The following is a 24,850-nucleotide window of genomic DNA, read 5'->3' on the forward strand; positions in this document are numbered from 1 at the left end:
AGATAAAGATGGAGTGAAGCAGATAAATATTGGGACAAAGATTAAGGGCACGATTTTTCTAAGTCCTAGTCCTAGTCTTAATCTCAGTCTTAGTCTAAGTCTTAGTCTGCCCTCTAAAGAGGTTGCTGGCATGGTCACGCAGGTTCACAAAATTCGGCGCTTTGCCTTGGTCCTGGTCCTGTTCTGGAGCGCAGGCATCGCCTTCTCCTTTTACTGGTTCTACCGGGGCGAGCAGCAAACGGTGCTGGCCATCGGCCGCGCCGAGGCGCGCGCCACCTTCGAGAAAGATACGCTGTACCGGCGCTGGGCGACCCGGCATGGCGGCGTCTATGTTCCCGCATCGCAGCTGAGCCCTCCCAACCCGTACCTGAAGCGCATTCCGGAGCGGGACGTCACCACAGCCTCCGGAAAGGCGCTGACGCTGGTCAATCCGGCGTATATGACCCGGCAGGTGTTCGAACTCGCCGACAGCCAGCACAACCTGGTACGCGGTCACATCACCAGTCTCAAACCGATCCGGCCCGAAAATAAACCCGATCCGTGGGAAGCCCAGGCCCTAAAGCGGTTTGAAAGCGGGGTGAAAGAGGTGAGCGAGGTCCAGGTCATGGACGGCCGCCCTTACATGCGGCTGATGCGCCCGTTTGTCACCGAGCCTCCCTGTCTGAAGTGTCACGCCGCCCAGGGATATCGCGTCGGCGACATCCGGGGCGGGGTTAGCGCTTCGGTGCCACTGGACATCGATTCAGCCGTGATGGATGACGTCATCACCGGTGCGGCGGTAAGCCACGGCTTTATCTGGCTGCTGGGAGTCGGGCTCATTGGTACCGGCGCGCGCGTTCTCGGCCGCAGCGCACGCGCCATCGAGGAGCGCGAGGACCGTTACCGCACCGTGGCGGACTACACGGAGGGGTGGGAATACTGGCAGGGACCGGATCATTCTTTCCGGTACGTCTCTCCCTCCTGTCTTGAGCTTTCCGGCTACAGCCGGGAGGAGTTTTACGCAGATCCCGAGCTTTTGCACCGCATCGTGCACCCGGAAGACCGGGCGTACTACGAGAGCCACGTCCGGGACTCTTTTCACGGCACCCCAAGGCCGATCGATTTCCGCATTGTCCGAAAGGATGGCGAGGTTCGCTGGATCGCCCATATCTGCCGGCTGGTATATACCGCCAGCGGCGCCGAGAACGGCATCCGGGGCAGCAACCGCGACATCACCGACCGAAAACTTGCCAACCAGGCCCTGCGCGAGCAGGCGGTGCTCCTCGAGAAGGAAGTGCGCGAGCGCATGGAACGCGAGACAGAGCTGGAGGCGAAGAACGCGGAATTGGAACGTTTCACCTACACCGTATCCCACGACCTGAAAAGCCCGCTCATCACCATCAAGGGGTTTGCCGGTGCGGTGCTCAAGGACATCGAAGGGGGCAACCTGCAGCGGCTGGACGGCGACGTGCGCCGCATCATGGGAGCCGCCGACAAGATGTCGTCTCTTTTGAGCGATCTGCTGGAACTCTCCCGCATCGGCCGCATCGTCAACGCACCGTCGCTGATCGACATGAACATGCTGGCCAAAGACGTGCTCGGCCAGCTTTCCGGTCCTATCCAGCAGGCCGGTGTGGAGGTGTCGCTACAGCCGGGTCTTGCCACGGTGTGGGGGGATCAGCCTCGCATCGGCGAGGTGCTGCAGAACCTGGTGGAAAACGCCATCAAGTACAAGGGTGAGCAGCAACAGCCTCGCATCGAGATCGGCATGCGCCAGGACGCGGATAGGGCGGTTTTCACGGTGCGCGACAACGGTATCGGGGTCCCAGCGCAGTACCAGGAGACCATCTTCGGTTTGTTCAACCAGTTGGACGCCCGTTCCGATGGGACCGGAATCGGTCTGGCACTGGCGCGGCGTATCGTGGAATTCCACGGCGGCAAACTTTGGGTCGAGTCCGAGGGGATAAGGCAGGGGAGTACCTTCTGTTTCACGCTGGGCACCCGGCCACCCGAAACGGTTCAAATCGAACAGGGATAAAAGGGATAAAAGGGATAACGACCTTTTATCGCTTTGTTTTAACCATCCCTTTTATCCGCAGTTATCCCTGTTAAACGCTTTTTGGGTGTTTGATTTGGCTTGAAAGGAGTGAACCATGATAGAAGGCGAACCACTGTGCATCCTGCTGGTCGAGGACAACCCTGATCACGCCGAACTGGCGATCCGCAACCTGACCGATGCCGGGCTGGTCAACCACCTGTTCCACGTCGAGGACGGCGAGGCTGCCCTGGATTACCTCAACAACCGCGGCCGTTTCGCGGACCAAAGCGCCTACCCGCGCCCGCACCTGGTGCTGCTCGACCTGCGCCTGCCCAAGGTGGACGGTATCGAAGTTCTCAAACAGGTGAAGGCATCGGATCAACTGAAGGCCATCCCAGTCGTGATTCTGACCACCTCTGCCGCCGAGCGCGATCTAGCCCAGGCCTACAACCACTACGCCAACAGCTACCTCACCAAGCCCGTCGATTTCGACTCCTTCAGCAACCTGCTGCGTGACCTCGGCTTCTACTGGCTTGCCTGGAACAGGCGCCCCACGAGCTAGCCTCGGTAAATAATCTTTTAGGGAGGGTAAATATTCCCTCCCCTGCCACTGGGGTAATGGCGTTTTTGCCCCCGACGGCCTGTTTATCTCCTCTCTTTTTGCGCTTTTCCTGTCGGATTTTCTTGAGTTTTTGCCGCAAAACCTATATATTTCCTCCTTTCCAATTAACAGCAAACGGGTGGGGTTCGAGTCGCTTTTCGCGCCATCCGCCCGTTGCCAGCGGGTTGCCAGCTATGCTCCTGATGATCGACAATTACGACTCCTTTACCTACAACATCGTCCAGTACCTTGGCGAGTTGGGTGAGGAGGTGAAGGTTCACCGCAACGACAAGATCAGCATCGCCCAGATCGAGGCGCTTGCGCCTGATCGCATCGTGATCTCCCCCGGTCCCTGCTCACCTGCTGAGGCAGGCATCTCGGTCGAGGTGATTCGCCACTTCGCCGGCAAGATTCCGATCCTTGGTGTTTGCCTCGGCCACCAGTCCATCGGTTACGCCTTCGGCGGCAACATCATCAAGAGCGCCACGCTGATGCACGGCAAAACATCGCCGATCCTGCACGACGGCAAGGGGCTTTTCGAGGGGCTCCCCAACCCGTTCGCTGCGACCCGCTACCACTCCCTGATCGTGGAGCGCGACACGCTGCCGGCCGAGCTGGAGATCACCGCCTGGGTCGCCGAGGGTGAGATCATGGGGATGCGCCACCGCACGCTGCCGATTTGGGGGGTGCAGTTCCATCCCGAGTCCATCCTCACCGAGGGCGGCATGGATCTCTTGCGCAACTTCTTGAAAATGTCCAGGCTGTAAACCCGGAACACAGATGTCACTGAGGTCCACAGAGGTCTCAGAGGGAAAATCCTCAAGGTTTTACTCTGTGTACCTCTGAGCACCTCTGAGTCCTCTGTGGTGAGCTTTTAGCTTTTTGTGTCTTTGAATTCCGTTTGGAAGGAGCTGCTATGATTCGTAGGGCCATTGCACGTGTTGTGGAGCGGGAGAATCTCAGCGAGGCCGATATGATCGAGGTCATGGACCAGATCATGTCCGGCGGGGCCACCCCGGCCCAGATCGCGGCCTTCATCACCGCTCTCAGGATGAAAGGCGAGACAGTCGACGAGATTACCGGCGCAGCGCGGGTCATGCGCGACCGGGCCCTTCCCATCCGGGTCGGGAAGAGCGTCCTCGGCATCGACCGCGACGACATCAACCTCGACCGTGAGACCATCCTCGACACCTGCGGCACCGGCGGTTCCGGCACCAACTCCTTCAATATCTCCACTACCGTCGCCTTCATCGTTTCCGCCTGCGGCGTCAAGGTCGCCAAGCACGGCAACCGTGCCGTATCCTCCTCCTGCGGCTCCGCCGACGTTCTCGAGGCGCTGGGCGTCAACCTCGACGTGACCCCGGAAACGGTGGAACGCTGCATCTCCGAGATCGGCATCGGCTTCCTGTTCGCCCCCGCGCTGCATGGTGCCATGAAGCACGCCATCGGACCCCGCCGCGAGATCGGCGTCCGTACCATCTTCAACATCCTGGGGCCGCTCACCAATCCTGCCAACGCCGATTGTCAGGTGCTCGGCGTCTACCGGGAGGAACTGGTCGAGAAGCTGGCCCTGGTCCTCAAAAAGCTCGGCTGCCGCCGCGGCTACGTGGTGCACGGCAGCGACGGTATGGACGAGGTAACCCTGACCGGCGAGAGCACCATCGGTGAGGTCGGCCCCGACGGCGTCAAGGTCTACAAGATCACCCCGGAGCAGTTCGGCCTGGAGCGTGCCCCGCTCACCGAACTGCACGGCGGCGACGCCCAGGGCAATGCCGTCATCGTTAGGGATATCCTGGCCGGCAAGGATGGAGCCAAGCGCCGTATCGTCCTGCTGAACGCCGCCTTCGCCCTGGTGGCCACCGGCAAGGTTGTCAGCGTAGAAGAGGGGATCCGGCTCGCTGCCGAAACCATCGATTCCGGGCGCGGGCTGGAACAACTGGAGCGGCTGGTAGCGCTCACCAACGAGGTTCAATAGCAGATGACCCAGGTACCCGACGTACTCAGGAAGATAGTCGACTACAAGCAGGGCGAGCTCGATGAGGCCATGCGGGCGGTCCCGCTCAACGAGATCATGGACCGCCTGGCCGACCTCGAAGACACCCCCCGCGGTTTCCAGAACGCCATCCTCAACTCGCTTGGTTCCGGTTGGACCCCCATCATCGCCGAGGTCAAGAAGGGCTCCCCATCAAAGGGGCTGATCCGCGCCGACTTCGACCCGCTTCAGATCGCCATTACCTACCAGGACAACGGCGCCACCTGCCTGTCGGTTCTCACCGACGAGCACTTCTTCATGGGGCATTTGAGCTACCTCGCGCTGATCCGTGAGCAGGTCTCGCTGCCGCTTTTGCGCAAGGACTTCATCTTCGATCCGTACCAGATCTACCAGGCCCGCGCCGCCGGCGCCGACGCCATCCTCCTTATCGCCGCCATGCTCGACGTGCCGCAGTTGCGCGACTTCCATAGTCTCGCCAAGGAACTCTCCATGGACGTGCTCCTCGAGGTGCACGACGAGAAGGAGCTGGAGATGGCGCTGCAGACCGACTGCAGCATGATCGGTATCAACAATCGCGACCTGCGCACCTTCCAGGTCGATATCGCGACCTCCGAGCGCCTGGCGGCCCAGATTCCCGCCGGTCGGATCATCGTCGCCGAGAGCGGCATCAACACCCGCCCCGAGATCGTGCGTCTCACCGAGAAAGGCCTGCATGCCTTCCTGATCGGCGAATCCATGATGCGCGAACCCGACGTCGGTGCGAAGCTGTCGGAGCTGCTGGGGTAAATGGCTGGGGGCAGGGAGTGATCTCGTTCCCAAGGTCCGCCTTGGGAACGCAAAGCCTCTCCGAAGCTCCAACTTCCCTCGGATGCAAAAGCTGGAGCTTTGCGCCATATGAGGTTCCCAAGCTGGAGCTTGGGAACCAGGAAAAGCTGGAGCATGGGAACCAGGAAAAGATAGCCCGCAACGCGCTGCACGCGCCCCAGCGTTCCCCCCTTGTGAAAGGGGGGGCAGGGGGATTTGCTTCTCCAGCCAAGGTAAATGATTTGAATTGAAATGTTCCAACTGACAAAGGAGTGGCTATGAATACCAAGTTCTTGCTTGACGAGTCCCGCATCCCGAAACAGTGGTACAACATCATCCCCGACATGCCGGGGCCGCTGGAGCCGGTGATCAACCCGGCCACCCTGAAGCCGGTCACGCCTGAGGACATGACCCCGATCTTCCCGATGTCCCTCATCGAGCAGGAGATGTCCAACCAGCGCTGGATCGACATCCCGGAAGAGGTGCGCGAGAAGTACCGGATCTGGCGGCCGTCACCGATGTTCAGGGCGCACAGACTGGAGCAGGCGCTGCAGACGCCGGCAAAGATCTACTACAAGTACGAGGGCGTTTCGCCGGCGGGTTCCCACAAGCCCAACAGCGCCATCCCGCAGGCGTGGTACAACAAGCAAGCCGGCATCCGCAGGCTGGCCACCGAAACCGGCGCCGGGCAGTGGGGGAGTTCCCTTGCCCTAGCCTGTTCCATGTTCGGCCTGGAGTGCACCATCTACATGGTCAAGGTCTCCTGCACGCAGAAGCCGTACCGCAAGAGCATGATGCAGCTTTGGGGCGCCACCGTTATCCCGTCCCCGTCGGAGTTCACCAATGCCGGGCGCGGCATCCTGGCGCACGACCCGGACAACCTTGGCAGCCTGGGCATCGCCATTTCCGAGGCGGTCGAGGACGCGGCCACCCACGACGACACCAACTATGCGCTGGGGAGTGTCTTGAACCACGTCTGCCTGCACCAGACCGTGATCGGTCTCGAGGCGAAGGAACAGATGGCGCTGGCCCAGGACTACCCGGACGTGGTCATCGCCTGCTGTGGCGGCGGTTCCAACTTCGCCGGGCTTGCCTTCCCGTTCCTGATGGACCGCGCCAACGGCAAGAAGGTGCGCTGCCTGGCCGTGGAGCCCGCCTCCTGTCCGACCCTCACCAAGGGGGTCTATGCCTTCGACTACGGCGACACCGCGAAGCTTGCGCCCATCACCAAGATGTACACCCTGGGGCACGACTTCATGCCGCCGGGGATCCACGCCGGCGGCCTCCGTTACCACGGCGAGTCCGCGCTCATCTCGCAGCTTTACCACGCCGGTGAGATCGAGGCGAAGTCGTACAGGCAGAACGCCTGCTTCGAGGGAGCGCTTCTGTTCGCCAGGACCGAAGGCATCGTGCCCGCACCGGAATCCTCTCACGCGCTGCGTGCCGCCATCGACGAGGCGGTGCTTGCCAAGGAAGAGGGGAAGGAGAAGACCATTCTCTTCGGGCTTTCCGGGCACGGCCAGCTCGACATGGGCGCCTACGACGCCTACCTCTCCGGCCGGCTCGAAGACTACGAGTATCCGGAGGAATCGATCCGTCAATCCCTGGAGCGGCTCCCCAATGTGAGCCTGTAACGCCAATGGTTTTGGTTTAGGTAAGTTGAGTAATTCTAAGGGTATACGCGCATGACAAAGGTAAAGATTTGTGGCATAACATCGGAGGACGATGCTCTGATGGCCGTCGATGCCGGGGCTGATGCGCTGGGCTTCGTGTTCTTCGACAAGTCCCCCCGCTTCATCGGAGCGGCGGCCGCCCAGAAGATCATCGCGAAGCTCCCTCCTTTCATCCAGGTGGTCGGCCTTTTCGTCAACGCCGATATCGATGTGGTCAACAGCACCGCCGACTGCTGCGGTCTCGACATCATCCAGTTGCACGGTGAGGAGAGCCCCGAATACTGCCGCTTGGTGAACCGTAGGGTGATGAAGGCGTTCCGCGTGCGCGGGCCCGAGAGTCTGACCCCGCTCGCCGAGTACCACGTCTCCGCCTACCTGCTCGACGCCTATTCGCCCAACGCCTACGGCGGGACCGGCGAAGTGTTCGACTGGGAGTGTGCCATTACCGCAAAAGGGCAGGGGCGCATAGTGCTGGCCGGCGGGCTTACCCCCGACAACATCGCGGAAGCGGTGACGCGGGTGCGCCCTTACGGGGTGGACGTCTCCAGCGGCGTCGAGGCGTCTCCCGGTAAGAAGGATCCCGGCAAGGTGCGCCGCTTCATCCAGTTGGCGAAGCACCCGCACCCGGTCTGATACATATCAAAAGGATCAGTAACAAAGACATAGCAGGCCCATAGTAAATGAGTACGTACAACGGTGAACGTTGAACGCAGAACCGGTTTCCAACCCAAAAAAAGGAGTGGCAATGAAGATTATCGTAACCGATGAGGTGGCTCAGGAAGGACTGGCGATTTTGCAGCGCGACCCGCGCGTGCAGATGGACATCAAGCTGGGACTGAAGAAGGAGGAGCTTTACTCGATCATTGGTGATTACGACGTTATCATCACCAGAAGCGGCACCACCGTGGACAAGCCCCTGCTCGATCATGCGACCAACCTGAAGCTCGTCGCCCGTGCCGGCGTCGGCGTCGACAACGTCGACGTGGACTACGCCTCCGCCAAAGGCGTCATCGTGGTCAATGCACCTTTCGGCAACACCAACAGCGCGGCCGAGCACGCCATGGCGCTTTTGCTTTCTTTCTGCCGCAACGTAACCAAGGCCAACGGCTCCCTCAAGGGTGGCGCCTGGAAACGCGCTCCTTTCACCGGCTACGAGCTGAAGGGGAGGACCGCCGGCGTCATCGGTCTGGGCAAGGTCGGTGGCCGCGTCGCCACCCGCCTCAAGGCCTTCGAATGCGAAGTCCTCGCCTGCGACCCGTACATCGCCGAGAAGCGCGCCCATGACCTCGGCGTCAAGCTGGTCACCCTTGACGAGATCATCAAGAACTGCGACATCATCACCGTCCACACCCCGCTCACCAGCGAGACCCACAACATGATCGGCAAGAAGGAACTGGCCGCCATGAAGGACGGCGTCATCATCATCAACGCAGCCCGCGGCGGCATCATCAACGAAGAGGCGATGCTGGAAGCGCTCGACTCCGGCCGCGTCGCCGGCGCCGCCTTCGACGTCTGGAGCCAGGAGCCGCCCGACTCCGAGATCCTCAAGAAGCTGATCGGCCACGAGAAGATGGTGGTCACCCCGCACCTGGGCGCCAACACCTTCGAGGCGCAGGTCAATGTTGCGGTCGACGTGGCCAAGGAAATCCTGCGTTACATGGACGAGCAGCCCATCGAGAACGCCATCAACATCCCCAAGTTCGACGCCTCCCTCATGGGGCAGATGCGTCCCTATCTGAACCTGGTGAACGTGCTGGCCGACTTCATCATCCAGCTGGTCGACACCAACCTGAACAAGATCACCTTCACCTACACCGGCGGCCTGGCGCAGTACGACTGCACCCCGATCACCGTCTGCGGCCTCGCTTCTCTGCTGAACCGCAGGGTCGAGCAGGAAGTGAACATGGTCAACGCGCAGCTCGTGGCCGACAACATGGGCATCGTGGTTGAAGAGGTGAAGTCCACCCACTCCGAAGACTTCTCCAACATGATCACCGTGACCATCGAAGGCCCGGGCGAGAAGCGCCTGATCTCCGGCACCGTCTTCGAAGGGGTACCGCGCATCGTCAAGCTGCGTGACTACCAGATGGACTTCCGTCCCGAAGAGCACATGCTGCTCCTGGCCTACGGCGACCGTCCGGGCATCATCGGCAAGATCGGCACCATCCTCGGCAAGCACGAGATCAACATCGCCGCCATGAACCTCGGCCGTCGCGAGAAGAAGGGCGAGGCGATGGTCATCCTCTCCCTCGACTCCGCCGTCCCCGCGGACGTGGTGGAAGAGGTGAGGGCAGCCACCGACGCGACCTTCGTCAAGCCGCTCTACCTGATCACCGCGAAGTAAGGCGGGTCTAAAGCAGGAACCAAAAAGGCCCCCGGCGCAAGCTCGGGGGCCTTTTCTTTTTTAGGGATCAGCAGCACGACCCATGGAACAATGAGGACGTTTGCCAATCAATTGCTGAACGTGCTAAAGCGTCCCCCCTTGATAAATGGGGGGCAGGGGGGATTTGCTCTTACGCGATCTTTCTCCCGCCGCACGCCTTCAACCTCTGGTGCGCTTCGCGCAGCGCCTTCTCGGTGGTTTCCCAGCTGATGCAGCTGTCGGTGATGGAAACGCCGTAGGTGAGGTCCGTAAGGTTCTTCGGCATCGGCTGGTTTCCTTCCTTGAGGTAGCTCTCGATCATCACCCCGGAGATGGAGCGGTTGCCGGCGACGATCTGGTCGACCACGCATTTCAGCACCTCGGTCTGGCGCTCGAACTTCTTCTCCGAGTTGCCGTGGCTGCAGTCTACCATCAGGGTCGGGTTGAGGCCGGCCTTGGCGAGCATCTCCTCGGATTTGGCGATATCCTCCGGCGAATAGTTGGGCTTTTTGTTGCCGCCGCGCAGGACGATGTGGACGTCAGGGTTGCCCGTGGTCTGCAGAATCGAGGTGAGTCCGTCTCGGTTGATGCCCAGGAAGCTGTGCGGGTGCAGCGCGGCCTTCATGGCGTCGATGGCGATCTGGAGGTTGCCGTCGGTGCCGTTTTTGAAGCCGATCGGGAAGGAGAGGCCGCTGGCCATCTCGCGGTGGGTCTGGGACTCGGTGGTCCTTGCGCCGATGGCGCCCCAGGAGAGGAGGTCGGCCAGGTATTCCGGCGTGATGGGATCGAGCATCTCGGTGGCGACGGGGAGCCCCATCTCGGTCACCTTGCACAGAAGGCCGCGGGCGATGCCCAGCCCCTTGGAGATGAGGTGCGTGCCGTCCATGCCCGGGTCGTTGATGAGACCTTTCCAGCCGATGGTGGTACGCGGCTTTTCGAAATAAACGCGCATGATCAGGAGCAGTTCCTCGGAAACTTCCTTGGACAGGGCCGCGAGTTTCTCGGCATACTCCAGGGCACCCTTGGGGTCGTGGATGGAGCAGGGGCCCACCACAACCATGAGCCGTTTGTCCTCGCCCCTGAGTATCTTGGCGATGGCCGCCCGGCTTTCGCTCACGCAGGTCCCGGACTGCTCGGAGATCGGGAAAACCTGCCTCAGATCGGTCGGTGCAATGATCGGGGTGATGCTTTTTACCTTGAGGTTGTTCGTCTTAATCATGGTATGCTCCCGCGCTAGCAGTTTTTAATGTGGCGTAATCTAGCGCGTTTCCGGCACGCTGTCAAAAAAAAATGCCCCGGCGGCACTGAATTTTGCCGGGAGCATATTTTTGTATGGTGCAGGTATAAAAAGCTGAGAGGAACTGGGTACTTCACCCCGTCCTGGCAGGAGGGCGCGCCTCACCGTCGGCGAGCAGGGTGCTCCGGACCGTGGGGAAGGTCGCCTGGTCGGCGCCGGCTGCCATCATCTCCTGCAACGCCCGGTCCGAGTCCCCGGGTTTCATCTCTACGCCGCGGATGGCATCGGTCAGTACCGTCACCGCAAACCCCTCCTTGAGCGCTTCCAGCACGGACTCCTTCACGCAGTAATCCGTCGCCAGCCCTCCGACATAGAGCCGGTCCAGTTCCATGCGGCGCAGCAGCATGGCGAAGGGGGTGCCGTTCTCGGTGGTTCCCTGCATGGCCGAGTAGCCGTTGTCCCAACTGGACATTCCCTTGGAGATGACGATGGTCCCTTCCGGCAGCCTCAATCCGGGATGGAAGTCGGCCCCCGGAGCGCCCTGCACGCAGTGGGGTGGCCAGATCCCGCCCTGTGCCTTGAAGTGCTTACTCTGCTGCGGGTGCCAGTCCCGGGACGCGAAGACCGGCACGCTCCTCATGTTGAAGAGTTCGAGGTAGAGGTTGAGGACCGGCACCACCTGGTCACCGTCGGGCACCGGGAGTGCGCCTCCCGGGCAGAAGTCGAGTTGTACGTCGACCACGAGCAGGGCGGCTCTGCGTTGCATCGCGTACCTCCTTTGCCGGTTACCTCGGCGCAGCTGCCGACCGGCGCTAATTGCGGTATTTGCTCTGGACCTGGTTCATCAGCTTCAGGCGCAGCGTGTTGACGCCGGCGCTGATGGATACCTTGTAGATATGCGGGTTCACCAGGCGCAGGCAGCCTTCCGGCAGCAGTTGTAGCTGGGCCGAGGCGAGGTCGGCGCTGCTGGCCAGGTCCGGCGACGGTGCGCACCTGCTGCCGTTTTTCATCACCACGTGGCGCAGGTCTACCAGTCGCGCCTGGTCCGGAATCCTGACGTGCTGTACCGGGTTGGCGGGATCGAAGGCCAGCGCGCCGGGGAGGATTTCCTCGTCCTGCAACGCGATCAGGTCCAGGATGAAGGAGCCGTCCGGGGCGATGGCGCGCAGCACCTTTTTCCGGTCGGGGAGGGTGGCCTTGGCCACGTCGCTGGTGAGTTTCAGTTTGGCTTCCCCGTCCATGGAGACGAGCTTGTAGACGCCGCCCAAGGCGCCTCCCCCCTCGCCGGCGCAGGTGGACAGGCGGGTGCCGACTCCGTAGATGTCGATCCTGCTTCCTTCCCGGCGCATAGATTCGATCACGTGCTCGTCCAGTTCGTTGGAGGCGACGATCTTCACCCCGGGGAAGCCGGCGTCGTCGAAGGCGGCGCGGACCTGGCGGGAGAGGTAGGCGAGGTCGCCCGAGTCGATACGGACGCCGACGAGGTCGTGGCCGCGCTCCTTCAACTCGCGCGCCACGATGAGGGCGTTGGGGAGGCCGCTCTTCAGGGTGTCGTAGGTGTCGATCAAAAGGACACAGCTGTCCGGGAACTCCTTGGCGTAGGTTCGAAAGGCGGTGAGCTCGTCAGGGAAGGCCATGATCCAGCTGTGGGCATGTGTGCCACGTACCGGGATGCCGTAGCGCATCCCGGCCAGCACGTTGCTGGTGGAGCGCACCCCGCCGATAAAGGCGGCCCTGGCTCCGGAAAGTCCACCGTCGGGACCCTGTGCGCGGCGCAACCCGAATTCGAGCACGGTGGCGGCGCCCGCCGCGACCGTGATGCGGGCCGCCTTGGTCGCAGCCAGGGTCTGGAAGTTGATGATGTTCAAAAGTGCCGTCTCCACGAACTGCGCCTCGGCGAGCCCGCCCTCCACGGTGAGCAGCGGTTCTCCGCCGAAGACGACGGTCCCCTCAGGCGGCGCGGTGACGTTGCCTGTGAAGCGGAACTCAGAGAGGTAGTTGAGAAAGGCGGGTTTGAAGATCTTGAGGCTGTCGAGGTAGGCAAGTTCCTCGTGGCTGAAGGAAAGCTCTTCCAGGAAGGAAAGGGCTGTATCGAGTCCGGCGAACACCGCGTAGCCGCCGCGAAACGGGTTGTGGCGAAAGAAAAGATCGAAGGCCGCGGGTCGCTCGTGCATCCCCTGGTCGTGGTAGCCCGCCAGCATGGTCAGTTCGTACAGGTCGGTCAGCAACGCCGAATAAGTCATGGTGCCCTCCTTTCAATTACCAGCACCCTGAATTATCGCATGATGCAGTTTTTCCGCCAGTTCGGGGTCCACTATTTTGAGGGATAGGTATTCTCCCTGGGCCTTTTCTGTCTCATTGAGCAGCAGATGTGTCAGGCCCAGCTTGTACAGCGCATTGGCATTGCCCGGCCACAGTTTCAGCAAAGAGCTGTAAGCATCGGCAGCTTCCTGGTAGCGGTCCGCCCTGAAACAGACTTCAGCGAGGTTGGAATACGCGAGTGCCAGAGATTTGTCGAGCCGTATGGATTTCTTGAGTGAGTCGATGGCACGCTTGTAGTCACCAGTCAGGGCCTGCGATGTGCCCAGGTTAAGCCAGGCCAGGGCGTTACTGGGGGCCAAGGCAACGCTCCTGCTGAATGCCTCGGTCGACTCCTGGTAGTTCCCCTCGCTGTTGAGTTCCACCCCGGCCTGGAACCAGTCATCGGCATCGAGGTATTCCTCCTGTTCGATGTGGATAGACTGCTGCTTGGGGATCAGTCCACCGGTGGCCAATCCTGTGAACAGCAACAGTGCAACGCAGGTGCCGGCGCGGTATCTCATGGCGTTCCTCCGTGAAAGCAAAACCATAACAGATTAAATTATTTTTACAAAACAGGGATGCCATGCAGGACGGAGCGCGCTGAAGGGACTGGCTCCGTTAGGTGCCTGTCCCTATAGCGGAACGCTTCTTTCAGCTCCTAAGGGGACAGGCACCTGGCGGAGCCAGTCCCCACCCTCGGGTGTTTTTTGCTGACATGGTGGCGGGGTTTCTGCTAGATATGGATGGCTGCAGCGCCTGCTGCAGCATAACTACGCCGTAAAGAGGTCTCTACATGCAACCATTATTGATCGTCGGGTGTGGTGCCGTCGGCCGCCGGGTAGCGGCACTGGCACTCGCGCAGGGACAGAGCGTCTGCACCTTCAACAGGAGCGAGGTTCCGTTAACCGGTGTGCAGCACCATAGCGGCAATCTCGATGAGCCCGATACGCTGCGGGGGCTCCCCACCCGCGGTGCCGGGGTGATCTACCTCGCTCCTCCGCCGGGTGGCGGCCACGAAGATACCAGGATGCGCAACTTCCTCTCGGCAATCGCCGCCGGCGATGAGCCCGGCAAGGTCGTCTACATCAGCACCAGCGGCGTCTACGGCGGAGGGAGCAATGTTGTCACCGAGGAGACCGAGCCCGACCCGCAGACCGCGCGCGGCAAGAGAAGGCTGCATGCGGAGCGCCTGCTGCAGGCGTGGGGGCGCGAGCGCGGGGTCGCCGTGGTCGTGCTGAGGGTCACTGCCATCTACGCGGCCGACCGTCTGCCGGTCACTCAACTCACCACCGGTCAGCCAGTGCTCCTGGAGGAGGAATGCCTCCCCAGCAACAGGATCCACGCAGACGACCTGTCCCGCATCTGTCTGGCCGCCCTGGAACGCGGCCAGGACGGCGCAGTCTTCAACGTGAGCGACGGCTCCCCCAGCACCATGACCGCTTACTTCAATGCGGCTGCCGACAAACTCGGGCTTCCCAGGCCCAGGCAGGTGACCATGGCCGAGGCGCGCCAGCTCATGACCCCGCTCATGATCTCCTACTTCTCCGAGGGGCGCATCGTCGACAGCAGCAAGATGCTCAAGGAACTCGGCATCACCTTGCTCTACCCCAACCTTGAGGCCGGCCTGAAGGACTGACCGCCCGTCGTCCACCCGCAAGGGCGAATAATCATTCGCCCGCCTTTGCTCATCCCGCGTTTCCTTGACAATACCCGGCTCTGCATTAGTGTTTTCCCACTCAAAAATACGAGGTGGGAGGTGCTCAGATGCTGGAAAAGGAAAGCGACCTGCTGAAGCGGGAGGACCGGCGCCAGGCGGAACGGCGACCGCAGATGGGACGCCGCGAAGAACAGGATGACCGGCAACTCTCGGCCATGGCTCAGATGGACCGGCTGTTCGACGAGGTGTTCAAGAGGCCCTTTTTCCATCACTTGTCACAAAGGATGTCGGGTGATGTGACGGAGGAGTTGAACCCGCCCATCGACATCTACGAGGAAGCTGACTCCGTGGTGGTGAAGGCCGAGATACCGGGGCTCAAAAGGGAAGATCTCGATGTGCAGCTCTCTCCGGAAAACATCACCATCTCCGGGCAAAAGAGCAAGGAACAGCGCATCGACGACAAGGACTACTACCGCATGGAGCGCTCCTACGGATCGTTCATCAAGACCTGCCGGCTCCCGGTGGCGATCATAACCGATAGCGCCCGGGCAACCTTCAGGGACGGCATCCTCGAAGTGCGTGCCTTGAAGAAATCCGAGGTGATCAAGGACCGGTTCACCAAGCTGCACGTGGAATGACCGGCGCCGGAGGCGTTTTCGGAGGGGAAGGGCGTGGCGCTGGCTGCGCCTTTTTTTGTGCCGAAAGTTTGCTGCCTAAAAAGTGGGCAAAACGCTATCATTAGCGATTGCCACGTCAGTTTTTTCCGCTGCCGTGGGCGTTACCCACAGAGTTTTCCACAGTTGTTGTGGAATATCCCTTACATCTTTTGTCGTAAAAATATAGCTACTTAGATAAAACGTTCGATTCGGAAACTAAAAAAGGCCCATGGAATCCATGGGCCTTTTCCCTGCATTGGCGTTAGAGCGGGGCACTTTCTACCAATCCGTCGGTAAAGCTTCGCGGCCGGGTGCTGCGTGGTCGGTGCCTCCTCGCAGCGCGTGCCGGTCGGCTTCCCTTTTTCAAGCGTAGCCGCCTGGCGGATGAGATAAGTCGCTTTCAGCGTTGTCCCGACTAACGCCAATTTTTTTGCTCCGGAATACCGCTACGAGGAAGATTGGATTACTGACCTGTGTCGCAACATACCCCGGTGAGACGCTTCAGGCTTCCCTCTGCCTTGTTGAGGGCTTGCTCACCACGACTGAAACCAGGGACATCTTGATAAATAAGGTAGTCAGGGACCCAAACGGATGCGCAACGAGTATTCCAGAGCCGCTCGCATTGACATGCTAAAGCTTGACCCAAGTCTAACAACCGGGCAATGAGAGTCAAGGCTGACATGAAATTAATTTCATCTGATGTAACGTGTTGAAAAATAGTATCTTTGTTGGTTTTGCAATGCGCTAAAAGCGGCTGTCATTTCGCCGGTTTCTGTTCCTTGAGTACCGCATTACCCAAGGCTGTCAGACCACTTTTTCACAATGTTGGTATGACAGTTGCCCTTCGTTCTCATTCCGTGGCAAGCAGCGGGGTGCAACGAAGATTGCAGCGGCGGGAAGTGCATCGATGGCCTAATAGTGTGACGAGCGTCACACCGGTAAGGCTGTTAGAGTGACAGGACGTGTACCGAGCAGGAGATACAGGGATCGTAGCAGCGGATCAGTCGTTCCAGTGCGGTGGTCATGCGGCTGCTCTCTTCCCCCTCCATGCCGCGGGCCAGGGCGAGCAGGTCGCGGGCCAGGGCCCCCTGGTTCAGCGCGGTGGGGGTGATCACGTCGGCCGCGATGCAGATCCCTTGCGGGTCGAACGAATAGCTGTGGATCAGGGTGCCGCGCGGCGCCTCGCAGGCCGCACAGCCGGTCGCGGCACGCGGGGCAATGGGCTGCGTTTCCGCGCGCTCCGGACCAAGCTCTATAAGCCGGTCCACCAGGCGCAATGCCCTTTCTGTGGCGTGACACATCTCTATCGCCTGGGCCAGGTTGTTGCCCCGCATGTCTTTGCCGACCAGTTCATGCTTGTGGTCCGCAAAAAGCGTCGCCGCGAGCGGTTCCAGGTCGGGGTCAAGGTTGAGCCGGGCCTGGGCGCCCACGGTTGCCTCCTTGCCATGCACCTTGGATAGTTTGGCGTTGGAGTAGTCGAGCAACGTTTCCTCGATATGCTGCCGGTAATCCCGCAGCGGGAATGTGAGCGCGTCGGCCATGCGGCAGAGTTGGCCCTGCAGCGGGCGGTCGGATGGGTGCAGGGCGAGAAAATCGGGGGCAGGAAGTTGCGGGAAGGGGAACGGGGTGCTGAAGAGGCGGTGTGCCTCCCGCGCCGCCGGGAGCACCTTCTCGAGTGCGTCTTTGAGCCGCGTCAGCTCCTTCTTGTTGAGGCAACGGCCGAGCCCCCCAAGGCGGATGTTGACCGGGTGGATGAGCCTCCCCCCCGCGGTTTCCAGGACCAGGTTGCCGGCTTTCTTGATCGCCAGTCCCGTCTTGAGCAGTTCCGGCGCGACCTGCGCCAGTTCGGCTACGCCGCGCACGCCCAGCAGGTCGGGGAGCACCAGGCAATAAAGGTGCAGCGCGTGGTCCTGGATCATGCCCGCCTGCAGCATAAGCTCGCGGGTGAGGGAGGTCACCTCGGAGACCTCGACGCCGAAGGCGTCCTCCACGGCCAGGAGCGCGGTCACCTTGTGCACGGTGGAGCAGAGCGCGCAGATGCGACAGATGATCTCCGGCACCTCGGCAAAGCTCTTCCCCACCAGGAGCGCCTCGAAGAGCCGGGGCGAATCGACGAACTGCAGTTCGACCCGCTCGACCCGGCACCCCTCGCGGTAGACCCGGACCTTGCCGTGACCTTCCAGCCTGGTCAGAGGCGCTATCTCAATGACGCTGCCCATAGTCCCACTCCGGTTTAAAACGGCTCATCCTGCGTTCGATCTCATCCCTGCCGAAACCGCGCTCCAGCAGCAGCTCCAGCTCCTGGGCCACGTTGGCCTCGCGCACCGGTCCGCGGCACCCCTCGCAGACGATCCCGGTGGCGGGGCAGCGTGCGTTGCAGCCTCCCTGCACCACGGGGCCCAGGCAAAGCTCATTTTTCTCCAGCAGCAGGCATAGATTCTCCCGGCTGCGGCACTCGGTGCAGACCGGGTAGGAGCGGGGCGGGGGGAGGGTGCCGGCAGCGAGGGCTGCCAGCAGTTCCGCGATCTCCTGCTTCTCCGGCGGGCAACCGGTGACAACGGCGTCCACGCTCACGTAGTTGGCCAAAGGGGCGGGGGCAAAGCTCTCCGGCAGCTTCTCTGCTGCCCCGAATACCGCTTGCAGCAAGTCGTGCCTGGAACAGGTCATGTTGTTCATGGCGGCAACGCCGCCAAAGAGCGCGCAGGTGCCGTAGGCGACCAGAACCTTGCTGGCATTTCTGAGCCGGAACAGGAGCTCCAGGTCCTTCGGTGTCGAGACGGCCCCTTCCACGATGGCGGCGTCGAACTGCACCTCCAGCTTATTGCCGCTCTCGGCGAGCGGGAAGTAGACCAGTTCGCAGCGAGCGAGCAGTTCGGGAAGTTCGTCCTCGCAATTCAGGAGGGTTAGCTGGCAGCCGGAACAGGCCGTGAGGCCGGTTATCGCCAATTTCATGGGTCTCACAGCGCCTCCGGTATCCCTTTCAAGTCACTGGCCCGGAACACGGGCCCGTCCACGCAGCACAGTTTCTGACCGATGCCGCAGTGACAGCAGCGTCCAACGCCGCAGCGCATCCTGCGCTCCAGGCTGAGCAGGATCCGTTGCGCCGCGACCCCGGCACGCTCCAGGTCGGCGACCAGGCAGCGGTACAGCGGTGGGGGGCCGCAGACCGCGGCATAGGTGCTGGCGGCGTCGAAACGGAACCCCTTCAGGAGGTCGGGCAACAGTCCGACGGCGCAGGAATAGCCCCCCTCCAGCTTCTCGGGCGCGAAATCGACGGTCAGGTAGAGCCGCATGCCACCCGCGGCGGCGAGGGCCGCCAACTCCTCACGGAACAGCATGAGCCTGGGCTGCTTGGCCCCGTACATGAGGGTGATGTCCCCGTAACGCTCCCTCTGCCGCAAAAGGTGCATGAGCAGCGAACGCAGAGGGGCGATCCCCAGTCCCCCGGCGAGGAGCAGGACCGGGCGGCCGGCCATCTCGTCGAGCGGGAAACCGCAGCCGAAGGGGCCGCGCAATCCCAGTTGCGCCCCGGGCTCGAGCTTGTGCAGCAGCTCGGTGACGTGTCCCACGCGCCGCACGCACAACTCCACCGTCCCTTCAGCAGCGGGAAGGTCCGCGGGCGAAATCGGGATTTCCCCGGCGCCCGGGACCGAGAGCTGCACGAATTGCCCGGGAACGAAGGAGGAAAGCTGGGCGAGGGCGTCGGCTTCGGGTGCGATGCGGAACAGGGCGGTATCATCCGAGAGGTCGCGACGCTCGACCAGGTGCGCGGCGTAGGGGACATGGGGCGAGTGGTGGGGCTGTTTCATGGCTGCACCTGCTTCGGCGCAACGGTCAGTTCGCGCAGGTCGATGTCCACCGGGCAGACCTCCTTGCAACGGCCGCAGCCGACACAGGAACTGATCCCCTGCAGCGGGGTGAAACCGCAATACTTGTGCAGGAAGCGATAGCGCAGCCTGTCCAGCCGCTCCGGGCGGAAGTTGGCCCCGGCCACCTCGCCATGGCTGGCGAACAGGCAGTTGTCCCACTCCCTGATGCGCGTGCAGCCCCCGGAAAGGGCAGGGTACTCGCGCACGTCGAAGCAGTAGCAGGTGGGGCAGCAGACCGAGCAGGCCCCGCAGGAGACGCAGGTGGAGGCGAACTTCTCCCAAAGCGGGTGGTCGGAAAAGCGAAGCTCCGGGTCCTGGGGCGGAAAACAGAGGCCGGAGGAGGTCGCTGGCTGCAGGGGGACTCCTTCCTCGAGCAGGTGCTCCGCTGCGGCAAGGATGGCATTTCCTCTAACGCTGTGACTGGTGAGATGAAATCCGTCTCCCGAAGCGGCCAGGAAGAGATCGCAGGCGGTGGATACCGTTCCTTCCGGGCAAAAGCAGAAGTCGTCGGGGTGGCAGGTGACGCCGACCAGCGTGAGGCTGGCCCTGCGCGCGGAATAACCGGGGTCAGCGGGGTCGGCAAGGAAAACCCGGTCCAGGTAGGCGATCCCTTCCAGGTCGCAGCTGTGGACGCCGAACAGTACCATGTCGACGGCTCCGCAGTGCCCTTCACGGTACGTGTCACCGGCGCAGTGGAGGATCTCTTCCCTGAAAGGGAGCAGGTATTTCTTGGGGGGGATCTGGGTGCGGCGGTAGTCGAGGTTCAGGTCGGCGGGGTCGTCAAGGAGCGAGAACCTGTGCACCCCGCTCTCGGAGGTGGTCGGTGCGTGCAGCTCTCCGAAGAGGCGCAGCGCGTCCAGAAACTGATCCAGCCTTGACGTTTTCAGGAAGTTGTTTGCCACAGTACCTCCTCGCGCAAGTGATAATTTTACCGGGAGCGCTGATGATGGCAAGGCGTAGAGGGTGATTCACTCACTGGCGCCCGTCATTCTTTTAGACCATTGTAATCGTGCGGATCTTTGACTTCACGGCTTTCAGGTGTTACAGAATGATGCATGCCTTCGGACTTCACTGATTATCACTGCCATTTGCTTCCGGCGCTCGATGACGGGGCCGTGGATTTGAGAGAGTCGCTCGACATGGCGCGCACGCTCTCAAGCTTTGGTTTCGGTACGGTGCACTGTACGCCGCACCTGATCCGCGGCGGCTATGAGAATGATCCTGCCCGTGTTGTTCGCGCCGTACAACTCATGCAGCGGCGTCTCGATGACGAAGGTATTCCCCTACGCCTGGTGCCGGGCAACGAGCATTACCTGGACCAGTACCTGCCAGAGATGCTGCACGGTGCGCTCAGGTCAGGCGACTCCCGCTATCTGCTGGTCGAGGTTCCCTTCCATGCCGGTCCTGAGTTGCTGCGTCCCATGGTGCAGACCTTCGCCGAACACGGTCTTGCCCCGCTCATCGCCCACCCGGAGCGCTGCACTGCCTTTGATCCAGCCCGGGCCGTGGGGGGGGTGCGCGGAGCGCTTTCCATGGTTCTGGGGAGGGACGCCGAACCCCAGCTGGAGGATTCGGAGATCGTAGAACTCAAGCGACTCGGCTGCAGGTTCCAGGGCAACCTCGGCAGCTTTGCCGGGTACTACGGCTACGAGGTTCGTGAGCGCGCCCTGCTGTTTCTCCGGCATGGCCTGTACTCCTGTGTCGGCAGCGACGGGCACAGCAGCGAAAAACTGTGGGAGATGCTGGTGGCCGGGTTCGCCGCGATCGAGTCGATCCTCGGCGCAGGGGAGGCTCTTGACCTGCTGCGCGGCGCCCGCCTTGCCAACGGCTCCTGATCTCAGCCTGATTCTCCTCTTCGCTTTCCCATCCCTTCGTGCCCGGCAATCATCCTTATCGCTAAAGCTGCGACCACACCGGCCGATACTTGATAGAGTCGCACTAACGACCATCACTATCAGGGGTGTGCAATGAAGCATTCTTCCATCTCCAGGTTCAGCGTATTGCAGCAGATCGTCTTCCTGGCGCTCGTCTGCGTTGTCGGGCTCAGCATCGTATCCGTGACAGCGTATTCCATAATCAACCGGGTCAAGGTAAACGGGCCGATCTACAGCGAACTCGTGCAGGGGAAGGACCTGGTCGCCGACATACTCCCCCCGCCGGAATACATCATCGAATCCTACCTGGTCGTGCTCCAGGCCACGCGGGAGACCGATCAAACCAAGCTCCGGGCGTTGCAGGACTCCTTCAAGAAACTCAAGGGCGAGTATGACGAGCGCCACGCCTACTGGGGCAGGGAACTCAAGGAAGGAGAGGAGAAACAGCTCATCGTCGAGACCTCCTATCGTCCCGCGGTGCAGTTCTACCAGGTCGCGCAAAACGAATTCTTCCCGGCACTGCTCTCCGGTGACCAGGCCAAGGCGAGCCAGGCGGTTGCAACCCTGTCAGGGCTGTACGAGCAGCATCGCACCAGCATCGACAAGCTGGTCAAAGTGGCCGATGCCAAGGGGACCGCACTGGAGAAAAGCACCGGTACCGAGCTCAGCCGCTCCACCGCCTTGCTCGTTACGCTCTGCATCGCCGTCACCCTCGGCTGCCTCCTGTTGAGCGCCTTCATCATCAGGAACATTCAAAACACCTTCGTTGCCTGCACCACGGTGATGGACCGCATCGCCGGGGGGGACCTTTCCGTCGATGTTTCGGTGCAGGGGGGCGGCAGCGTCAGAAGCATGATGATCAGCTTGAAGACCATGGTGGAAAAGTTCAGGGACGTAATGCAGCAACTGCACGCCACCTCGGCAACCCTTGTCGGCGCGGCGGACCAGCTTTCGGTGGTCTCCGAGCAGATTGCCAGCAATGCCGGGTACGCTGCCACCGAGTCGGTAACCATGGCCACCGCCAGCGAAGAGATGGCAGCCACCTCGCACGAGATCTCGCGTAACTGCCAGCATGCCGCCGAAAACTCCCGCTGCACCAGCGGCATCGCCGAGACCGGCGTTACCGTTGTCGCCGGCACCATCACGGTCATGGAGCAGATCGCAGAACGGGTCAAGGGGCTGTCCGGAACCGTGGAACAGTTGGGGCAGCGCAGCGACCAGATCGGCCAGATCATCGGCACCATCGAGGACATAGCCGACCAGACCAACCTTCTGGCGCTGAACGCGGCCATCGAGGCAGCCCGTGCCGGCGAGCAGGGGCGTGGTTTTGCGGTCGTTGCCGACGAGGTGCGGGCGCTTGCCGAGCGGACCACCCGGGCCACCCGCGAGATCGGGGACATGATCAACACCATGCAGCAGGAGACCCGCGGGGTCGTGGGCGCCATGGAGGAAGGGGTACGCGAAGTGGAGGCCGGCACCAGCGAAGCGACCAAGTCGAGCGCGGCGCTGCGGGAGATCCTGGACCAGGTCAACGTCGTCGCCGGCGAGATCGTGCAGATCGCCCAGGCCGCCGAAGAGCAGACGGCAACCACCGGCATGATCAGCGGCAACATACGGCAGATCACCGATCTGGTGCAGAGCACTGCCGAAGGCTCGCAGAATTGTGCCGGGCAGGCCACCCGGCTCACCGTCTGTGTCAAGGACCTGGAGCGGATCATGGCCCAGTTCAAGCTCGCCGGCTAGTCCGTGCTGGCGCGTGCGGCAGAAGGGACTGGCTCCGTCAGGTGCCTGTCCCTCTAGCGGAACGCTCCCTTCAGCTCAGCCAGCTTCACAAGTACCAAGGGGACAGGCACCTTGCGGAGCCAGTCCCCTTCTCCACCCACTGCCCGCAACCCGCCCCCACGTGCCCTAAAAATCAGCACCCACCGCCCGTCCCACTCCCTGCCCCATGCCGCCTCAATCCCCCCAGAACCCCGCCACCTCAGCTACATGCGCCGTTTACCATATCTGGAACGGAACCTGCTACCGGAACGGCATCACAGCGAGGTGAGCCATGCCGGTTCTGAGCAGTCCCGATATCGATGCCATCGTCCTCTCCCTCAAGGTCGCCTTCACTGCGACCCTGCTCAGCCTCCCGTTCGGTTTCCTCTACGCCTACCTGATGACATTCTTCAAGTTCAGGGGAAAGGTGCTTCTCGAAGTCCTGGTGAACCTTCCGCTTACGCTCCCCCCCGTGGTCATGGGCTACCTGCTTTTGCTGGCGTTGGGAAAGAACGGCCTGCTGGCCCCCGTGCTGGAGCCCTTCGGGATGCGACTCATTTTCACCTGGAAGGCCGCCGTGCTCGCTTCCGCGCTCGTGGGGTTCCCCCTGCTGGTGCGCTCGATCCGTCTCGCCATGGCATCCATCGACACCCGCCTGGTCCAGGCCTCGCGCACCCTGGGTGCCGGTTCGCTGGACTCGTTGCTGACCGTCATCCTCCCCTTGTCCCGGACCGGTATCGTGGCTGGTTCCTCGCTCATGTTCGCCCGCAGCATGGGCGAGTTCGGAGCGACCATCATCGTCGCCGGGAGCATTCCGGGCGTTACCCGCACCATCCCCCTGGCCATCTACGACTATGCCGGATCGCCGGGTGGCGAGCAGGCCGCGCTGGTCCTGTGCGCCGTAGCCATCGCACTTTCAGTAGTGGTGCTGCTGGTGCACGAGAGTCTCACCAGGAAACTCACCAGGAGGCAGTGAGATGGAACTGAGCATGGCGGTTTACAAGAGATTTGCCGGGGGCTTCGACCTGGAGACCGACTTCACCGTCAGTGGGGAGCAGGTGGGCGTCTTCGGCGTCTCCGGGAGCGGTAAATCCACCATGGTCAGCCTGATCGCCGGCCTGGTAGAGCCAGACCAAGGAGAGATGGTCCTCGACGGCGTGTGCCTGTTCAGCAGCGAGCGCGGCATCAACCTCCCGCCGCAGGAGCGCCGGGTTGCCATCGTGTTCCAGGACAGTTGTCTCTTCCCGCATCTCAGTGTGGAGTCCAACCTGCTCTACGGCTACCGGCGCTGTCCGGCCCGGCACCGGCAGATCGACGTCAAGGCCCTGGTCTCGGTGCTCAAACTGGACGGACTGCTCGACCGCGGCGTGAACCGGCTTTCCGGCGGAGAAAAGCAGAGGGTCGCCCTGGGGCGGGCCATTCTCACCAATCCGCGCCTGCTGCTCATGGACGAATCCCTGTCGGCCCTCGATGACGCCCTCAAACTGCAGATCATCCACTACTTGAAACGAGCCAGCGAAAAGTTTCGGATTCCATACCTTTTCATTTCTCATTCTCTGCTGGAAATACGGCTCTTGACCGACCAGGTGCTGGCCATGGGGGAGGGGAGGGTGCTTGGGCAGACGACGCCGGAACAGCTGGCCCGTGATCGGATGGGGCAGAGCCAGGTGGGCTACATCAACCTGTTGCAGGTGGAAAAACTGCGCAAGATGGGGGGACTGTACGTCTACCGGTGGGGGCTGGAGGAGATCTTCGTCTCTGCCGGCGACGAGGAGCCGATGGCGGTGTTCGAGCTATCCTCCCGGGACATCATCCTGTTCACCAGGCATCCCGAGGCGGTGAGTGCCCGCAATCTCCTCAAGTGCACCGTGATGGATACCTTCCCCTCGGGAAACAAGGTGGGGGTGGAACTGCGCTGCGGGCACGAAACGCTGATCGCGGAGGTGGTGGTGCAGGCGGCCGACGACCTGGCCATCCAGGCGCGCAACGAGGTTTACGCCGTTATCAAGGCATCGTCCTTCCGCCGCCTGAGTTGAGGAACGGCT

General features: G+C 61.9%; 22 protein-coding genes and 1 other RNA gene. 14 read left to right on the plus strand and 9 right to left on the minus strand.

What is annotated here, in order from left to right; genetic code table 11:
• The first annotated feature begins 130 nt into the window (after positions 1-130).
• From JFN91_RS13220 to serA, 8 genes are all read left to right on the plus strand, one after another.
• Entirely contained in the window at positions 131-2,017 is a 1,887-nt protein-coding gene (locus tag JFN91_RS13220) for an ATP-binding protein (protein WP_199389663.1), read from the plus strand.
• 115 nt (positions 2,018-2,132) lie between these two features.
• Complete coding sequence (locus JFN91_RS13225; protein ID WP_199389664.1) at positions 2,133-2,579, plus strand: response regulator; 447 nt, start codon at positions 2,133-2,135, stop codon at positions 2,577-2,579.
• A 233-nt stretch (positions 2,580-2,812) separates the two neighbouring features.
• Positions 2,813-3,385: an anthranilate synthase component II gene (locus tag JFN91_RS13230; protein WP_199389665.1), complete on the plus strand. Its 573-nt coding sequence runs from the start codon at positions 2,813-2,815 to the stop codon at positions 3,383-3,385.
• 149 nt (positions 3,386-3,534) lie between these two features.
• Entirely contained in the window at positions 3,535-4,593 is a 1,059-nt protein-coding gene (trpD, locus tag JFN91_RS13235) for an anthranilate phosphoribosyltransferase (RefSeq protein WP_199389666.1), read from the plus strand.
• 3 nt (positions 4,594-4,596) lie between these two features.
• The gene (gene trpC / locus JFN91_RS13240) at positions 4,597-5,397 is read left to right on the plus strand and encodes an indole-3-glycerol phosphate synthase TrpC (RefSeq protein WP_199389667.1); all 801 of its coding nucleotides are present in this window, start codon (positions 4,597-4,599) and stop codon (positions 5,395-5,397) included.
• 296 nt (positions 5,398-5,693) lie between these two features.
• Entirely contained in the window at positions 5,694-7,049 is a 1,356-nt protein-coding gene (locus JFN91_RS13245) for a TrpB-like pyridoxal phosphate-dependent enzyme (RefSeq protein WP_199389668.1), read from the plus strand.
• A 51-nt stretch (positions 7,050-7,100) separates the two neighbouring features.
• A complete protein-coding gene (locus JFN91_RS13250) occupies positions 7,101-7,721 on the plus strand; it encodes a phosphoribosylanthranilate isomerase (RefSeq protein ID WP_199389669.1) in 621 nt (206 codons plus the stop codon).
• Positions 7,722-7,833: 112 nt separating this feature from the next.
• A complete protein-coding gene (gene serA, locus JFN91_RS13255; protein WP_199389670.1) occupies positions 7,834-9,432 on the plus strand; it encodes a phosphoglycerate dehydrogenase in 1,599 nt (532 codons plus the stop codon).
• A gap of 169 nt (positions 9,433-9,601) precedes the next feature.
• Here the strand turns inward: serA and JFN91_RS13260 are convergent, their stop codons facing one another.
• From JFN91_RS13260 to JFN91_RS13275, 4 genes are all read right to left on the minus strand, one after another.
• Positions 9,602-10,669, minus strand: a complete 1,068-nt coding sequence (locus JFN91_RS13260; RefSeq protein WP_199389671.1) for a 3-deoxy-7-phosphoheptulonate synthase — start codon at positions 10,667-10,669, stop codon at positions 9,602-9,604.
• A gap of 151 nt (positions 10,670-10,820) precedes the next feature.
• Entirely contained in the window at positions 10,821-11,453 is a 633-nt protein-coding gene (locus JFN91_RS13265; RefSeq protein WP_199389672.1) for a nicotinamidase, read from the minus strand.
• Positions 11,454-11,499: 46 nt separating this feature from the next.
• Entirely contained in the window at positions 11,500-12,930 is a 1,431-nt protein-coding gene (locus tag JFN91_RS13270; protein ID WP_199389673.1) for a nicotinate phosphoribosyltransferase, read from the minus strand.
• Between the two features lie 12 nt (positions 12,931-12,942).
• Positions 12,943-13,509 carry a tetratricopeptide repeat protein gene (locus JFN91_RS13275; RefSeq protein WP_199389674.1) on the minus strand — a complete coding sequence of 189 codons (567 nt, stop codon included), beginning with the start codon at positions 13,507-13,509 and terminating at the stop codon, positions 12,943-12,945.
• Between the two features lie 272 nt (positions 13,510-13,781).
• Between JFN91_RS13275 and JFN91_RS13280 the strand changes: the two genes are divergently transcribed.
• Positions 13,782-14,624 (plus strand): NAD-dependent epimerase/dehydratase family protein, encoded by an 843-nt coding sequence (locus JFN91_RS13280; protein WP_199389675.1) that lies wholly within the window; start codon positions 13,782-13,784, stop codon positions 14,622-14,624.
• Between the two features lie 128 nt (positions 14,625-14,752).
• Positions 14,753-15,283: an Hsp20/alpha crystallin family protein gene (locus JFN91_RS13285; RefSeq protein ID WP_199389676.1), complete on the plus strand. Its 531-nt coding sequence runs from the start codon at positions 14,753-14,755 to the stop codon at positions 15,281-15,283.
• Positions 15,284-15,729: 446 nt separating this feature from the next.
• Here JFN91_RS13285 and ssrS read toward each other — a convergent pair.
• The 5 genes from ssrS to JFN91_RS13310 form a co-directional block, all read right to left on the minus strand.
• Positions 15,730-15,918, minus strand: a non-coding RNA gene (gene ssrS, locus JFN91_RS13290) — 6S RNA.
• Between the two features lie 330 nt (positions 15,919-16,248).
• On the minus strand, positions 16,249-17,520 hold the full coding sequence (locus JFN91_RS13295; protein ID WP_199389677.1) for a Ni/Fe hydrogenase subunit alpha: 1,272 nt from the start codon (positions 17,518-17,520) through the stop codon (positions 16,249-16,251).
• Positions 17,504-18,253 (minus strand): NADH-quinone oxidoreductase subunit B family protein, encoded by a 750-nt coding sequence (locus JFN91_RS13300; protein ID WP_215907377.1) that lies wholly within the window; start codon positions 18,251-18,253, stop codon positions 17,504-17,506. Before JFN91_RS13300 ends, JFN91_RS13295 begins: the two co-directional genes overlap by 17 nt.
• Positions 18,254-18,258: 5 nt before the next feature.
• On the minus strand, positions 18,259-19,110 hold the full coding sequence (locus JFN91_RS13305; RefSeq protein ID WP_199389679.1) for an FAD/NAD(P)-binding protein: 852 nt from the start codon (positions 19,108-19,110) through the stop codon (positions 18,259-18,261).
• On the minus strand, positions 19,107-20,072 hold the full coding sequence (locus tag JFN91_RS13310) for a 4Fe-4S dicluster domain-containing protein (RefSeq protein WP_199389680.1): 966 nt from the start codon (positions 20,070-20,072) through the stop codon (positions 19,107-19,109). Before JFN91_RS13310 ends, JFN91_RS13305 begins: the two co-directional genes overlap by 4 nt.
• A 153-nt stretch (positions 20,073-20,225) precedes the next feature.
• Here JFN91_RS13310 and JFN91_RS13315 point away from each other — a divergent pair, with 153 nt between their 5' ends.
• The 4 genes from JFN91_RS13315 (at position 20,226) to modC (ending at position 24,841) form a co-directional block, all read left to right on the plus strand.
• On the plus strand, positions 20,226-21,005 hold the full coding sequence (locus tag JFN91_RS13315; RefSeq protein ID WP_199389681.1) for a tyrosine-protein phosphatase: 780 nt from the start codon (positions 20,226-20,228) through the stop codon (positions 21,003-21,005).
• Between the two features lie 132 nt (positions 21,006-21,137).
• The gene (locus JFN91_RS13320) at positions 21,138-22,787 is read left to right on the plus strand and encodes a methyl-accepting chemotaxis protein (RefSeq protein ID WP_199389682.1); all 1,650 of its coding nucleotides are present in this window, start codon (positions 21,138-21,140) and stop codon (positions 22,785-22,787) included.
• A 310-nt stretch (positions 22,788-23,097) separates the two neighbouring features.
• A complete protein-coding gene (gene modB, locus JFN91_RS13325) occupies positions 23,098-23,781 on the plus strand; it encodes a molybdate ABC transporter permease subunit (protein ID WP_199389683.1) in 684 nt (227 codons plus the stop codon).
• A 1-nt stretch (position 23,782) separates the two neighbouring features.
• A complete protein-coding gene (modC, locus tag JFN91_RS13330; RefSeq protein WP_199389684.1) occupies positions 23,783-24,841 on the plus strand; it encodes a molybdenum ABC transporter ATP-binding protein in 1,059 nt (352 codons plus the stop codon).
• Positions 24,842-24,850: the final 9 nt, after the last annotated feature.

It is taken from the genome of Geomonas anaerohicana (genome assembly GCF_016458305.1).
In the GTDB taxonomy this organism is placed as follows: Bacteria; Desulfobacterota; Desulfuromonadia; order Geobacterales; family Geobacteraceae; genus Geomonas; species Geomonas anaerohicana.

Coding starts and splice junctions, on each gene's coding strand:
- JFN91_RS13220 (WP_199389663.1), top strand. CDS start 131: ATGGTCACGCAGGTTCACAAAATTCGGCGCTTTGCCTTGGTCCTGGTC.
- JFN91_RS13225 (WP_199389664.1), top strand. CDS start 2,133: ATGATAGAAGGCGAACCACTGTGCATCCTGCTGGTCGAGGACAACCCT.
- JFN91_RS13230 (WP_199389665.1), top strand. CDS start 2,813: ATGCTCCTGATGATCGACAATTACGACTCCTTTACCTACAACATCGTC.
- trpD (WP_199389666.1), top strand. CDS start 3,535: ATGATTCGTAGGGCCATTGCACGTGTTGTGGAGCGGGAGAATCTCAGC.
- trpC (WP_199389667.1), top strand. CDS start 4,597: ATGACCCAGGTACCCGACGTACTCAGGAAGATAGTCGACTACAAGCAG.
- JFN91_RS13245 (WP_199389668.1), top strand. CDS start 5,694: ATGAATACCAAGTTCTTGCTTGACGAGTCCCGCATCCCGAAACAGTGG.
- JFN91_RS13250 (WP_199389669.1), top strand. CDS start 7,101: ATGACAAAGGTAAAGATTTGTGGCATAACATCGGAGGACGATGCTCTG.
- serA (WP_199389670.1), top strand. CDS start 7,834: ATGAAGATTATCGTAACCGATGAGGTGGCTCAGGAAGGACTGGCGATT.
- JFN91_RS13260 (WP_199389671.1), bottom strand. CDS start 10,669: ATGATTAAGACGAACAACCTCAAGGTAAAAAGCATCACCCCGATCATT.
- JFN91_RS13265 (WP_199389672.1), bottom strand. CDS start 11,453: ATGCAACGCAGAGCCGCCCTGCTCGTGGTCGACGTACAACTCGACTTC.
- JFN91_RS13270 (WP_199389673.1), bottom strand. CDS start 12,930: ATGACTTATTCGGCGTTGCTGACCGACCTGTACGAACTGACCATGCTG.
- JFN91_RS13275 (WP_199389674.1), bottom strand. CDS start 13,509: ATGAGATACCGCGCCGGCACCTGCGTTGCACTGTTGCTGTTCACAGGA.
- JFN91_RS13280 (WP_199389675.1), top strand. CDS start 13,782: ATGCAACCATTATTGATCGTCGGGTGTGGTGCCGTCGGCCGCCGGGTA.
- JFN91_RS13285 (WP_199389676.1), top strand. CDS start 14,753: ATGCTGGAAAAGGAAAGCGACCTGCTGAAGCGGGAGGACCGGCGCCAG.
- JFN91_RS13295 (WP_199389677.1), bottom strand. CDS start 17,520: ATGGGCAGCGTCATTGAGATAGCGCCTCTGACCAGGCTGGAAGGTCAC.
- JFN91_RS13300 (WP_215907377.1), bottom strand. CDS start 18,253: ATGAAATTGGCGATAACCGGCCTCACGGCCTGTTCCGGCTGCCAGCTA.
- JFN91_RS13305 (WP_199389679.1), bottom strand. CDS start 19,110: ATGAAACAGCCCCACCACTCGCCCCATGTCCCCTACGCCGCGCACCTG.
- JFN91_RS13315 (WP_199389681.1), top strand. CDS start 20,226: ATGCCTTCGGACTTCACTGATTATCACTGCCATTTGCTTCCGGCGCTC.
- JFN91_RS13320 (WP_199389682.1), top strand. CDS start 21,138: ATGAAGCATTCTTCCATCTCCAGGTTCAGCGTATTGCAGCAGATCGTC.
- modB (WP_199389683.1), top strand. CDS start 23,098: ATGCCGGTTCTGAGCAGTCCCGATATCGATGCCATCGTCCTCTCCCTC.
- modC (WP_199389684.1), top strand. CDS start 23,783: ATGGAACTGAGCATGGCGGTTTACAAGAGATTTGCCGGGGGCTTCGAC.